The following is a 14,970-nucleotide window of genomic DNA, read 5'->3' on the forward strand; positions in this document are numbered from 1 at the left end:
ATGCAATTCAGCGAACTGATGGCTGTTATTTCCACCCATGCGATCCGCCTTCAACAGGAAGATGAAGACTTGGTCATTCTGGGCAGCGACGACGCGCTGGATGATGCGGTGTGGGACAGTCTCGCCGCGCACAAGGCGCAACTGCTGGAACTGGTCGCCCGTCACGGCGGCGACTGGTTGAGCCCGGCGTTTCGCATCACCCCGGACATGCTGCCGCTGGTGACGCTGGATCAGCCGACCATCGACCGTATCGTCGCCAGCGTGCCGGGCGGCGCTGCCAATTTGCAGGATATTTACCCGCTGGCGCCGTTGCAGGAAGGCATGCTGTACCTGCACCTGTCGGCGCCTGCTGGCGACCCCTACGTGTCGCAGGCGCGCTTCGCCTTCGCCAGTCGTGAGCGTCTGGAAGCTTTCGCCGAGGCGCTGCAGTGGATGATCGAACGCCACGACATCCTGCGCACCTCGTTCGTCTGGGAACGCCTGGATGAACCGCTGCAAGTGGTACAACGCCATGCGTCGCTGCATTGCGAAGAAGTCCGGCTCGACCCGGGTGTCGACGTGCTGACGCAACTGCTCGAACGTCACGATCCGCGCACCTTCCGTCTTGATGTGCAGCAGGCGCCGCTGCTGCGTCTGGTGTATGCGGCGGACCCGGCGAACGGGCGTGTGGTCGCACTGTTGCTGTTTCATCACTTGATCATGGACCACGTCGCCCTCGATGTGGTGCGTCGGGAAACCCGTGCGCACCTGCTCGGCCAGGCCGCGCAGGTCGGGCCGGCGGTGCCGTATCGCGATCACCTGGCCAAGGCGCGCCTGGGCCTCGACCAACAGTTCCATGAGGCGTTCTTCCGCGAGATGCTCGCCGACATTGACGAGCCGACCTTGCCCTGCGGTTTGCAGGATGTGCAAGGCGACGGCCAGGCCATCGAAGAAGCCTTGCTGATGCTTGAGCCCGAGTTGAGTCGACAACTGCGCGGGCAGGCGCGCCAGCTCGGGGTCAGTGTCGCCAGCCTGATGCACCTGGCGCTGGGCCGGGTGCTCGGCCAGTTGTCCGGGCGCACGGCTGTGGTGTTCGGCACCGTGCTGCTGGGGCGGATGGAGGCAGGCGAGGGCGGCGAGCAAGCGCTGGGCATGTTCATCAACACGTTGCCGCTGCGCGTGGATGTCGGGCAGGACGGGGCGCGCGAGGCGGTGCTGGCGACCCATCGGCGCCTGACCGCATTGCTCGCCCATGAGCAGACGTCACTGGCACTGGCCCAGCGCTGCAGCGCCGTCGCGGTGCCGACGCCGCTGTTCAGCGCCATTCTCAACTACCGGCACAGCAGCGCGGAAGACGTCGCCGAGGTCAGCGATCTGGCCCCTGGCGTGCAGGTGTTGGGCGCCCGTGAGCGCACCAACTACCCGTTGACCGTCAATATTGATGATCTCGGTGAAGACTTGCGCATTACCGCGCTGGCGGACGCGGCCCTCGGTGCCGAGCGCATCGCCCGTTACCTGAACACCGCGCTGCACAGTCTGGTGCACGCCCTGCAATCGGCGCCGAATACGCCGCTGCACAGCCTCGATATCCTGCCGGCAGCCGAGCGTGAAAAACTCCTGCATGGCGACCGTTCATTGGCGCCGCGCTTCCCCGAATCACCGCTGATCCACCAACAGTTCGAAGCCCACGCACGGGCCCGGCCCGAAGCGCCGGCGCTGATGTTCGGCGGGCACACCCTGAGCTACGGCGAACTCAATCGCCGCGCCAACCAGCTCGCGCATCACTTGCTGGCGCGCGGTGTCCGCCCGGATGACCGGGTGGCGATCTGCGTCGAGCGCGGCCCGCAGATGATCGTCGGCCTGCTCGGCGTGCTCAAGGCCGGCGCCGCTTACGTGCCGATCGACCCGGCGTATCCGCTGGAACGCATTGCCTACACCCTTGAGGACAGCACCCCGGTGGCGCTGTTGATGCAGGCCGACACCGCCGAGCGCGTGGCCGGCGCCGAGGTTGTGCAAATCGACCTCGACAGTGTGCAACTGCACGCCGAGCTGACCAGCAATCCGTACATCCCTGAACTGCTGCCGAGCCATCTGGCCTATGTGATCTATACCTCCGGTTCCACCGGTCTGCCCAAAGGCGTAATGGTCGAGCACCGCAACGTGGTGCGGTTGTTCGCGGCGACCCAGCCGTGGTTCAACTTCAACCCGCAAGATGTCGGGGCACTGTTCCATTCCTTTGCGTTCGACTTTTCGGTGTGGGAAATCTGGGCCGCGCTGGCCTTCGGTGGCCAGTTGCTGCTGGTGCCGCAAGCGGTCAGCCGTTCCCCGGACGACTGCTACGCGTTGCTGTGCCGCAGCGGCGTCACCGTGCTCAACCAGACCCCGAGTGCCTTCCGCCAGTTGATCGCCGCGCAGGGGCGCAGCCCGCTGCAGCACTCGTTGCGCGAAGTGGTGTTCGGCGGCGAAGCCCTGGAACCGGGCCTGCTCAAGCCGTGGTATGCGCGGGTCGGCAATGCCGGCACGCGCCTGGTGAACATGTACGGCATCACCGAAACCACCGTGCACGTGACCTATCGGCCATTGGCCGCGGCGGATGCGCATCTGGTCGGGCGCAGCCCGATTGGTGTGGGCATTCCCGACCTGCAACTGTACGTGCTCGACGCCCAACGCGAACCGGTACCCGCCGGCGTCATCGGTGAGCTGTACGTCGGCGGTGCCGGGGTTGCCCGTGGCTACCTCAATCGCCAGGCGCTGACCGCCGAGCGCTTTATTGCCGACCCGTTCAGCGGCCGCACCGACGCCCGTTTGTACAAGACCGGTGACCTCGCACGCTGGACCGCAGACGGCAGCCTCGAATACCTGGGGCGCAATGACGATCAGGTGAAAATCCGCGGTTTCCGCATCGAACTGGGCGAAATCGAAGCGCGTCTTGCGGCCTGCCACGGTGTGCGTGAAGCGGTGGTCATCGCCCGCGAAGACAGCCCCGGTGATCAGCGGCTGGTGGCGTACTGGCTGGCCGCAGAAGACGCCGCGCCGAGTGCCGCGCAATTGCGCGACGCGTTGCTGCTGTCGCTGGCCGACTACATGGTGCCGAGCGCCTTCGTACGCCTCGATGCGTTGCCGCTGACCACCAACGGCAAGCTGGATCGCAAGGCCTTGCCGCAGCCTGAAAGCGATGCGTTCGCCCGGCGCGGTTTCGAAGCACCGTCGGGTGACGTGGAAACGCTGATTGCCGGCCTCTGGCAGACCCTGCTCGGTGTCGAACAGGTCGGTCGTCATGACAATTTCTTCGAACTCGGCGGCCATTCGCTGCTGGCGGTAAAACTGATCGAGCGCATGCGTCAGCACGATCTGCACTGCGACGTACGCGTGCTGTTCGGCCAGCCAAGCGTGGCGGCACTGGCGGCGACGCTCGGCAGCGGCCACCGCCTCGTGGTGCCGGACAATCGGATCAGCGCCGATTGCACACGGATCACCCCGGACTTGCTGCCACTGGTCTCACTGGATCAAGCCGCCATCGACCGCGTTGTGGCCACGGTGCCCGGCGGCGTCGCCAATGTGCAGGACATTTACGGTCTGGCACCGTTGCAGGCGGGGATTCTCTACCACCACCTGGCGACCAGCGCCGGCGACCCGTACGTGCTGCAGGCGCAATTCGCCTTCGCGGGTCTGCCACAGATCGAGGCCTTCGTTCGCGCACTGAACGCAGTGATCGCCCGGCACGACATTCTGCGCACCGGCGTGGTCTGGGAAGGCCTGGAAGAACCGGTGCAGGTGGTCTGGCGCGAAGCGCCGTTGGCGCTGGAGCGCGTCGATGCCGACCTGCTCGAAGGCGACGTGCTGGAGCAGATGCAGGCGCGTTTCGATCCGCGTCACTACCGCCTCGACCTGCGCCGTGCACCTTTGATGCGCCTGGCCTATAGCGAAGACCGCGAACACCAGCGCTGGGTCGGCATCCTGTTGCTGCACCACATCGTCCTCGACCACACCGCACTCGAGGTGTTGCTGGCAGAAATGAACGACAGCCTGCAACCAGGCGCTCGCGAACTGCCGGCGCCGGTGCAGTACCGCAACTACGTGGCGCAAGCGCAACAGGGCGCCAATGCCCAGGCGCATGAAGCGTTTTTCCGCGACATGCTCGGCGACATCGACGAACCGACCGTGGCCTTCGGTCTGCAAGACGTGCATGGCGACGGCAGCAGCATTGTCGATACCGTGCAGGCGCTGGACGCCGGCGTTGCCCGGCGCTTGCGCGAACAGGCGCGCCGGCTCGGGATCAGCGCCGCCAGCCTGGTGCACCAGGCCTGGGGGCAGGTGCTGGCGCAAATGTCGGGCCGCGACGAGGTGGTGTTCGGCACGGTCTTGCTCGGGCGCATGCAGGGTGGCGAGGGCGCCGACCGCGCCTTGGGCATGTTCATCAACACCTTGCCGCTGCGGGTCAGCGTCGGCGCGATGGCGGTGCAGGACGGTGTGCGCGCCACCCACGAGCGGCTGGCGCAACTGCTGGGCCACGAACAGGCCTCGCTGGCGCTGGCCCAGCGTTGCAGCGGTGTATCGGCGGCGCTGCCGCTGTTCAGCACCTTGCTCAACTATCGCCACAGCGCGGCGCAATCGGCGAGCGTGGCGTGGGATGGCATCGAGGTGCTGAGTTCCCGCGAGCGCAGCAACTATCCATTGGTGATCAGCGTCGACGATCTCGGTGAAGGCTTTGGCCTGACTGTGCAAGCCGTCCCGCAAGTGAATGGCGTGCGGGTCTGCGATTACCTGCAAACCGCGCTGCACAACCTGCTGACAGCACTGGAGCACGCTCCGGCCACTGCGTTGCAGCAGATTTCGGTGATGTCGCCCAGCGAGCGGCAGCGGGTTCTCGTCGGGTTCAACATCACCGGGCGTGAATACCCGCCTGCGCAAACCGTACAGCGTCTTTTCGAACAGCAAGCGGTGGCCCATCCCGAGGCCCTGGCGGCGGTGCAAGGTACGCAGCAATTGAGCTATGGCGAACTCAACCAGCGCGCCAATCGCCTCGCGCATCACCTGATCGGCCTTGGCGTGCAGCCCGACGACCGGATCGCCCTGTGTGCCCGCCGCAGCCCGGACATGCTGGTCGCACTGTTGGCGATCCTCAAGGCCGGCGCCGCTTATGTGCCGGTCGATCCGGCGTACCCGCCGGAGCGCATTGCCTACCTGTTGCAGGACTGTGCGCCGGTGGCGGTCCTGGCCCAGGCCTCGACCCGCGACCTGCTCGGTGGCGTAGCGCTGATCAATCTCGACAGCGAACGCTGGCAACACCTGTCAGATGCCAATCCGCGGATACCGGCGCTGACGCCGAACCATTTGGCCTATGTGATCTACACCTCCGGTTCCACCGGCCAGCCGAAAGGGGTGATGGTCGAACATGCGACCCTGGAAAACCTCGTGCACTGGCACGTCGAAGCCTTCGACCTGCAGGCCGGCAGTCATACCGCGAGTGTCGCCGGGTTCGGTTTCGACGCCATGGCCTGGGAAGTGTGGCCAGCGCTGTGCGTCGGCGCGACCTTGCACCTGCCGCCGCAGTCGATCGGTAACGAGCACTTGGACGAGTTGCTCGACTGGTGGTGCGCGCAGCCGTTGCAGGTGAGCTTCCTGCCGACACCGGTGGCCGAATACGCCTTCAGCCGTCAGTTGCAGCACCCGACCTTGCGCACGCTGTTGATCGGTGGCGATCGCCTGCGCCAGTTCACGCGCCTGCAAAGCTTCGAGGTGATCAACAACTATGGTCCGACCGAAGCGACGGTGGTCGCGACTTCCGGGCGGGTGGAGTGTGGCCAGCCGTTGCACATTGGCCGGCCGATCGCCAATGCCAAGGTGTACTTGCTGGACGCCGAGCAGCGTCCGGTGCCGGTGGGCGTGGCGGGCGAGTTGTATGTCGGCGGCGCGGGCGTGGCGCGTGGCTATTTGAATCGCCCCGAATTGAGCGCTGCGCAGTTCCTCTTTGACCCGTTCAGCGATGACCTGCAGGCGCGCATGTACCGCACCGGCGATCAGGCGCGCTGGCTGGCCGACGGTAATATCGAGTACCTGGGGCGCAACGACGATCAGGTCAAATTGCGCGGCGTGCGCATCGAACTCGGTGAAATCGAAGCCGCGCTCGGCAGTCACGCGGCGTTGCAGGAAGCTGTGGTCCTGGTGCGCGATGGGCGCCTGATCGCCTGGTTCACCGAGCGCTCGGCGGTTGACATCGAACAGTTGCGCCATCACTTGCAGGCGCGCCTGCCCGATGCTTTGTTGCCCGCGGCTTACGTGCGGCTGGCGGCCTTGCCGTTGACCGCCAACGGCAAGATTGATCGCAAGGCCTTGCCGGAACCGGAGCACGGCGCGTGGCTCAGCCGCGAATACGAGGCGCCACACGGTGCGGTGGAAATCGCGCTGGCGCAGATCTGGATCGACGTGCTGAAGGTCGAGCAGGTCGGGCGCCACGACAACTTCTTCGAATTGGGTGGGCATTCGTTGTTGGCGGTGAGCCTGATCGAACGCATGCGCCAGATCGACCTCGCCGCCGACGTGCGCGTGTTATTCAACCAGCCGACCCTGGCAGCACTGGCCGCCGCTGTGGGCAGCGGTCGTGAAATTGCAGTCCCGGCCAACCGGATCCCGCCAGGCTGCACGCACATCACCCCGGACATGCTGAGCCTGACCGAACTCGATCAGCCGAGCATCGCACGCATCGTCGCCACGGTGCCCGGTGGCGCGGCCAATGTGCAGGACATCTACCCCTTGGCGCCGCTGCAGGAAGGCATTCTTTATCACCACCTGAGCGCCGAACAGGGTGATCCATACCTGCTGCAATCGCGACTGGCGTTCGACAGTGTCGAGCGTCTGCGCACGTTCGGTAATGCCTTGCAGCAAGTCATCGCGCGCCACGACATCCTGCGCACCAGCGTGGTCTGGGAGGGACTGTCGAGTCCGCACCAGGTGGTGTGGCGCGAGGCTCCGCTGGTGGTGCAAGCGGTGGCGCTGGACCCGGCGCAAGGTGACATTCTCGAACAGTTGCACGCACGCTTCGATGCGCGCTACCACCGCCTGGACCTCAGTCAGGCGCCGCTGATGCGCATCGTCTATGCCGAGGACCCGGCGCAGCAGCGGGTGGTGGCGATTATCCTGTTCCAGCACTTGATCCTCGACCACACCGCGATGGCAGTGGTGGGCGAGGAAATGCGTGCGTTCATGTTCGATCAGGCCGACAGCCTCGGCGCGCCGATGCCGTATCGTAACTACGTGGCGCAGGCGCGGCTGGGCGCCAATGAGCAGGAGCACGAAGCGTTCTTCCGCGACATGCTTGGCGATATCGACGAGCCGACCCTGCCGTTCGGCCTGCACGACGTGCAAGGCGATGGCGGCGACATCGAGGAGGCGCAGCAAACCGTCGATACCGGGCTGACCCGGCGTCTGCGCGAGCAGGCCCGGCAACTGGGCGTCAGTCCGGCGAGCCTGATGCACGTGGCCTGGGCGCAGGTATTGGGCGTGCTTGCCAACCGCCGCGACGTGGTGTTCGGCACGGTGCTGCTGGGCCGTCTGCAGGGCGGCGAGGGCGCCGACCGCACGCTGGGCGTGTTCATTAACACCTTGCCGTTGCGCGTGGACGTCAGCGCAGGTGTGCAAGGCGCGGTCAAGGCCACACACGCACGCTTGACCGCGCTGTTGGCCCATGAACATGCGCCACTCTCACTGGCGCAACGCTGCAGCGCGGTGTCCGGCGCGCCGCTGTTCAGCGCCATTCTCAACTACCGGCACAGTGCGGCCGAGGCGCAGCCGCGTGACGGTCAGGGTATCTGGGAAGGTGTGCAGTTACTCGGCGGCGAAGAGCGCAGCAACTACCCGCTGACCCTCAGCGTCGACGACCTGGGCGAAGGCTTCGCCCTCGCGGTGCTGGCGCTGACGCAGATCGGCGCGCAGCGCATTTGCGGCTACATGCACACCGCGCTGGAGCATCTGGTGAACGCGCTGGAACAGGCGCCGCAACGTCCGCTCAACCGCTTGCCGATTCTTCCGGTGGAGGAATACGAGCGCTTGCTGGTCGGCTTCAACCCGACAGCGACGGCGTACCCGCGCGGTGCAACGATTCAGGCGCTGGTGCAAGTGCAGGCCGCGCAACAACCAGAGGCTCTGGCGGTGGTGCAGGGCGCGCAGCAACTGACCTATGCGCAACTCAATCAACAGGCCAATCGCCTGGCCCATCACTTGCTCGGCCTCGGCGTGCAACCAGACGACCGGATCGCCGTGTGCCTGCAACGCAGCCCGCAAATGCTGGTGGCGCTGCTGGCGATCCTCAAGGCCGGCGCCGGTTACGTGCCGGTCGATCCGGCGTACCCGGCGGAACGCATCGCTTACCTGTTGCAGGACAGCGATCCGGTGGCGGTGCTGGCACAGGCCTCGACCCGGGAGCTGTTGGGCCGGGTGCCGGTGATCGACCTCGACCTGGACATCTGGCAGCACCTGTCCGACGCCAATCCGCAACTGCCGACGTTGACCCCGGCGCATCTGGCGTACGTGATCTACACCTCGGGTTCGACCGGCCAGCCGAAAGGCGTGATGGTCGAACATGCGACCCTGGAAAACCTCGTGCACTGGCACTGCGAGGCGTTCGACCTGCGCGCGGGCAGCCACACCGCGAGTGTCGCCGGTTGCGGTTTTGACGCGATGGCCTGGGAAGTCTGGCCGGCGCTGTGCGTCGGTGCGACCCTGCATTTGCCGCCGCAGTCGATCGGCAACGAACACCTCGACGACTTGCTCGATTGGTGGTGCGCGCAACCGTTGCAGGTCAGCTTCCTGCCGACTCCGATCGCCGAATACGCCTTCAGTCGCGAGCTGCAGCACCCGACGCTGCGCACGTTGTTGATTGGCGGCGATCGCCTGCGCCAGTTCCCCCGCGAACACAGCTTTGCGGTGATCAACAACTACGGCCCGACCGAGGCCACGGTGGTTGCGACCTCCGGCCAGATCAATGCCGGCCGGCTGCTGCACATCGGCCGGCCCGTCAGCAACGCCAAAGTCTACCTGCTCGATGATCAGCAACGGCCGGTGCCGGTGGGCGTGACGGGGGAGTTGTACGTCGGTGGCGCGGGGGTGGCCCGGGGTTATCTGAACCGCCGCGACCTGAGCGCCGAACGCTTCCTCGAAGAACCGTTCAGCGACGAACCGCAGGCGCGCATGTACCGCACCGGCGACCTCGCGCGCTGGTTGGCCGATGGCAACATCGAGTACCTGGGGCGTAACGACGATCAGGTCAAACTGCGCGGCGTGCGCGTGGAACTGGGGGAAATCGACGCCGCGCTGTCGAGTCATCCGGCGGTGCAGGACGCGGTGGTGCTGGTGCGCGAGGCGCGTTTGATCGCCTGGTTCACGGCGCGCACGGCAGTCGACATCGAGGACCTGCGCCTGCATCTGCAGGCACGCTTGCCGCAGGCCTTGGTGCCCGCCGCTTATGTGCGCCTGTCGGCGCTGCCGTTGACCGCCAACGGCAAACTCGACCGCAAGGCCTTGCCCGAACCGGATCAGGACGCCTGGCTCAGCCGCGAATACGCTGCACCGCAAGGTTCAGTGGAAACCGCGCTGGCGCAGGTCTGGGCCGAGGTGTTGCAGGTCGAGCAGGTCGGGCGTCACGACAACTTTTTCGAACTGGGCGGCCATTCGCTGCTGGCGGTGAGCCTGATCGAACGCATGCGTCAGCTCGGCCTGAGCACCGACGTGCGCGTGCTGTTCAGCCAGCCGACCCTCGCCGCGCTGGCCGCCGCCGTGGGCAGCGGCCGCGAAGTCGAAGTGCCGGCCAACCTGATTCCGAGCGGATGCACGCACATCACCCCGCAGATGCTGACGTTGCTGCAACTGGATCAGCCGAGCATCGAGCGGGTGGTCGCGACGGTGCCGGGTGGCGCGGCCAACGTGCAGGATATTTACCCGTTGGCGCCGCTGCAGGAAGGCATTCTTTATCACCACTTGAGCGCCGCGCAGGGCGATCCGTACCTGCTGCAATCGCGCCTTGCATTCGACAGCCTCGAACGCTTGCAAGCCTTCGCCGCCGCGCTGCGTCAGGTCATGGCCCGTCACGACATCCTGCGCAGCGGGGTGGTCTGGGAGGGCTTGGCGACGCCGGTGCAAGTGGTCTGGCGTGAGGCGCAACTGCCGGTGCAGGAGGTCATCCTCGACCCGGCGGCCGGCGATGTTCTGGCGCAGTTGTACGAGCGTTTCGACGCGCGGCATTACCGCATCGAGCTCAGTCAGGCACCGTTGATTCGTCTGGTCCATGCGCAAGACCCGGCCAATGATCGGGTGGTCGCGATGCTGCTGTTCCATCACATCGCCATGGACCACACGGCGCTGGCCGTGGTGCAGGAAGAAATGCAGGTGATCCTTTTCGGCCACGGCCAGGCACCGCTGCCGGCGGTGCCATACCGCAACTACGTGGCGCAGACGCGCCTGGGCGTCAGTGAGCAGGAACATGAAGCGTTCTTCCGCACTATGCTCGGTGACATTGACGAGCCGACGCTGCCGTTCGGTCTGCTTGACGTACACGGCGACGGCAGTGACATCGAAGAAGTGCGCCAGAGCGTGCCCGAAGCCCTGGCCTTGCGCTTGCGTGGCCAGGCGCGGCAATTGGGGGTGAGTGTCGCCAGCCTGTTCCACCTGGCGTGGGCGCAGGTCCTGGCCACGACTTCCGGGCAGGATCACGTGGTGTTCGGCACCGTGCTGTTGGGCCGGATGCAGGGCGGCAGCGGTGCCGATCGCGGCCTGGGCATGTTCATCAACACCTTGCCGTTGCGCGTCGATCTGGGCGACACCCCGGTGCGTGCCGGCGTCCGTGCGACCCACGCCCGACTGACCGCGTTGCTCGGCCACGAACATGCGTCACTGGCGCTGGCCCAGCGTTGCAGCGGTGTGGCAGCGCCGGCGCCGCTGTTCAGCGCCATGCTCAACTACCGCCACAGCGTCAGCGAGGAACAGCAGCAGGCCGCTCGCCTGAGCTGGCAAGGCATTCATAATCTGTCCAGCGAAGAGCGCACCAACTATCCGTTGAGCCTGAACGTCGATGACCTCGGCCAGGGCTTTTACCTCACGGCGATGATCCCTTCGCGCATTGGCGCGGCGCGCGTCTGTGGCTACCTGCAACAAGCGTTGTCGGGGCTGGTCGAGGCGCTGGAGCAGACACCGCAGCAGGCGTTGAACCGTCTTCCGGTGTTGCCGGATGGCGAACGTCGGCAACTGCTGTTCGGCCTCAATGCCACTGACGTCGATTACGATCTGGAGCAGACGATTCATGGGCTGTTCGAGGCGCAAGTGCAGCGCTCGCCGCAGGCGCCGGCGGTGGTGGCCGCTGAGCAGTCGCTGACCTTCGCCGAACTCAATGCGCGGGCCAATCAACTGGCGCGGCATTTGCGCGGGGTGGGGGTGCAGGCCGATTCGCGGGTGGCGATCTGCGTCGAGCGGGGGCTGGACATGGTGGTCGGGCTGCTGGCGATTCTCAAGGCCGGCGGCGGTTACGTGCCTCTGGACCCGGCTTACCCGTTGGAGCGTCTGGCCTACATGCTGGAGGACAGTGCGCCACTGGCGGTGTTGGTGCAGGGTTCGACTCGCTCGTTGCTCGGCGAGGTCACGGTGCCGCTGATTGATCTGGATCAGCCGCACTGGCAATCGCAACCGGCGGACAATCTGTCAGCACCGGAATTGACCCCGCACCACACGGCTTACGTGATTTACACCTCGGGTTCCACCGGGCAACCCAAAGGCGTGATCAACGAACACGCCGGGGTGGTCAACCGCTTGTTGTGGATGCAGGACGCTTATCAGCTGACGGCAGCCGACTCTGTTTTGCAGAAGACGCCGTTCAGCTTCGACGTGTCGGTGTGGGAGTTCTTCTGGCCATTGATGACCGGCGCCCGACTGGTCATGGCAAGGCCCGAGGGGCATAAGGATCCGCAGTACCTCAGCGAAATGATCGAGCGCGAGCACATCACCACGCTGCACTTTGTGCCGTCGATGCTCGACGTGTTCCTCACCCATGCTGAAACTGCACGTTGCGGCGGATTGCGTCAGGTCATGTGCAGTGGCGAAGCCTTGCCGGGCAGCATCGTTCGGCGTTTCAAACAGCAAGTGCCAGGCAGCAAATTGCACAACCTGTACGGCCCGACCGAAGCGGCGGTGGACGTCACCGCGTGGGATTGCGCCGGGCCGCTGGAGCAAACTCCGGACAACACGCCGATCGGCAAACCGATCGCCAACACCCGGATGTACATCCTCGATGCGCAACAACAGCCCGTGCCCCAAGGCGTGGTCGGCGAGTTGTATATCGGCGGCGTGCAGGTGGCCCGTGGTTATCTGAATCGCCCGGAACTGAGCGCCGAACGCTTCCTCGACGATCCATTTCAGGCAAACGGACGCATGTACCGCACCGGCGACGTCGCGCGCTATCTGGCCGACGGCAATATCGAATACCTCGGCCGCAACGACGATCAGGTGAAGATCCGCGGCTTGCGCATCGAACTCGGTGAAATCCAGGCCCGCCTGACCCAGGTCGATGGTGTGCAGGAAGCCGCCGTGCTGGCTCGTGAAGACGTACCTGGCGACAAGCGTCTGGTCGCGTACTACACCGGCGCCCGCCTCGAAATCGACGTTCTGCGCAGTCACCTGCTGGAGCATTTGCCGGACTACATGGTGCCTGCCGTGTTCGTGCACCTCGACACGTTGCCGCTCAGCCCCAACGGCAAACTCGATCGCAAGGCGCTGCCGGCACCGGATCAAGGCGCGTTGCCAACCCGCGAATATGAAGCCCCGGTCGGCGAAGTGGAAGTCACCCTCGCACGCCTGTGGGCCGAACTGCTCAACGTCGAGCGGGTAGGGCGTCACGACCATTTCTTTGAACTGGGTGGTCACTCGCTGCTGGCGGTCAGTCTGATCGGCCGGCTGCGTCAGGAAGGCATGGAAGCCGATGTCAGGTCGTTGTTCGAACATCCGACCCTGGCCGGTTACGCCGCAATTACGGAAAGAATGGAGATCGTCCTGTGAACGTGATCGAACTGTTGGCCACATTGAAGGCTAAAGATATTCAGCTGGCGGTCACGGATGACCAGTTGCGGGTCAACGGCAACAAACAGGCCTTGAGCGATCCGGCATTGCTGGCGCTGTTGCGCGAGCACAAGCCGGCGCTGATCGAACTGATCAAGGCCGGGCAATACTCGGCCACCCGACACGGGCAGGTCGAGGTGCCGGCCAATGGCATTGTTCCGGGAACGACACGCATCACACCGGCGATGCTGACCCTGGTCGAACTCGACCAGGCCACCATCGACGGTCTCGTTGAGCAAGTGCCCGGCGGCGCGGCCAACGTGCAGGACATTTATCCGCTGGCGCCGCTGCAGGAAGGCATCCTCTATCACCACGCCAGTGGCGGCGAGGGCGATCCGTATGTCATGCAGTCGCACTTTGCCTTTGCCAGCCGTGAACGCTTTCAGGCGTTCGCCCACGCCCTGCAAAGCGTGATTGATCGCCACGACATCCTGCGTACTGCGGTGTTCTGGGAAGGGCTGGATGCACCGGTGCAAGTGGTCTGGCGTCGGGCCGAACTGCCGATGGAGGAAGTGCTGCCCCCGACAGCCGACAGCGACGTGCTGGCGTACCTGCACGAACGTTTTGACGCCCGGCATTTTCGCCTCGACGTCAGCCGCGCACCGTTGATGCGCCTGGCCCATGCCTGGGACGAAGCCGGGCAGCGGGTGATCGCCACGTTGCTGTTCCATCACATGGCCCTCGATCACTCGGCCCTCGACGTGGTGCGTCATGAAATGCGCGCCTGCCTCACCGGACAAACTGAATCACTCGGGCGCCCGGTGCCGTTTCGCAATTACGTGGCCCAGGCGCGACTGGGCGTCAGCGAAGCCGAGCACGAGGCGTTCTTCCGCGACATGCTCGGCGATGTCGACGAGCCGACGCTGCCCTATGGTCTGCAAGACGTGCAGGGTGACGGCAGCCAGATCGAAGAGTTGAGCGTGCCGGTCGAGGCACTGCTGGGGCAGCGTTTGCGTGCTCAGGCGCGCACGCTCGGAGTGAGTGCCGCGAGCCTGTTTCACCTCGGCTGGGCGCAAGTGCTGGCGGCGCTCACCGGCAAGCAACAGGTGGTGTTCGGCACGGTGCTGATGGGGCGCATGCAGGGCGCCGAAGCGATTGACCGGGCGCTGGGGATTTTCATCAACACCTTGCCGCTGCGGGTGGATATCGACGGCGAGGACGTGCGTGCGGCGGTCAACGCCACGCACGCTCGGCTGACCACGCTGATGCGCCACGAATACGCGCCGCTGGCCCTGGCCCAGCGGTGCAGTCACGTGGTGGCGCCGACACCGTTGTTCAGCACGCTGCTCAATTATCGCCACAGCCACGACGTCGCCACGGTCAGTGCGCAAACCCTTGCAGCATGGGAGGGCATCACCACCCTGAGTTCCGAGGAACGCACCAACTACCCGTTGACCCTGAGCGTCGATGACCTCGGTGAGCGTTTCCATCTGACCTTGCTGGCCAGTACGCAAACCCATCCGCAGCGGGTCTGCGACTACATGCACTGCGCGCTGGAAAACCTTGTGCTGGCGCTGGAGCAGGCGCCGCAGACGCCGGTCAATCAACTGCCGATCCTGCCGGCGGCAGAGCGGGCGCAGGTGCTGTTTGGCTTCAATGCCACGCAGGCGCAAGGCCTGACCGGGTTGACCCTTCACCAGCGTCTCGAGGCGCAGGTGGCCGAGCGGCCTGAGGCGTTGGCGGCGGTGTTTGGCGATGCGCAAATGACCTACGCCGAACTCAACCGCGAGGCCAACGTCCTGGCGCATCACTTGATCGACCTGGGGGTAAAACCTGACGACCGTGTGGCCATCGTCGCCCGCCGTGGCCTCGAGACGCTGGTCGGGCTGGTCGCGATTCTCAAGGCCGGCGCCGGTTACGTGCCGGTTGATCCCGCACATCCGGCCGAGCGTTTGC

The 14,970-nt window shown here is 65.5% G+C and carries 2 protein-coding genes (1 of these 2 running past the window's edge); both read left to right on the forward strand.

Annotated features, from left to right (window positions below; all coding sequences use genetic code 11):
• Window positions 1-13,014, forward strand: a complete 13,014-nt coding sequence (locus PseuLF5_RS01155; RefSeq protein WP_340132721.1) for an amino acid adenylation domain-containing protein — start codon at window positions 1-3, stop codon at window positions 13,012-13,014.
• Window positions 13,011-14,970: the beginning of a non-ribosomal peptide synthase/polyketide synthase gene (locus PseuLF5_RS01160; RefSeq protein ID WP_340132722.1), read on the forward strand. It continues 15,863 nt past the right edge of the window; 1,960 of the gene's 17,823 nt are visible here — the first part of the coding sequence; its start codon is at window positions 13,011-13,013; its stop codon lies beyond the right edge, outside the window. The genes PseuLF5_RS01155 and PseuLF5_RS01160 overlap by 4 nt, the downstream gene beginning before the upstream one ends.

This window comes from Pseudomonas sp. LF-5 (assembly GCF_037626295.1).
In the GTDB taxonomy this organism is placed as follows: Bacteria; Pseudomonadota; Gammaproteobacteria; order Pseudomonadales; family Pseudomonadaceae; genus Aquipseudomonas; species Aquipseudomonas monsensis.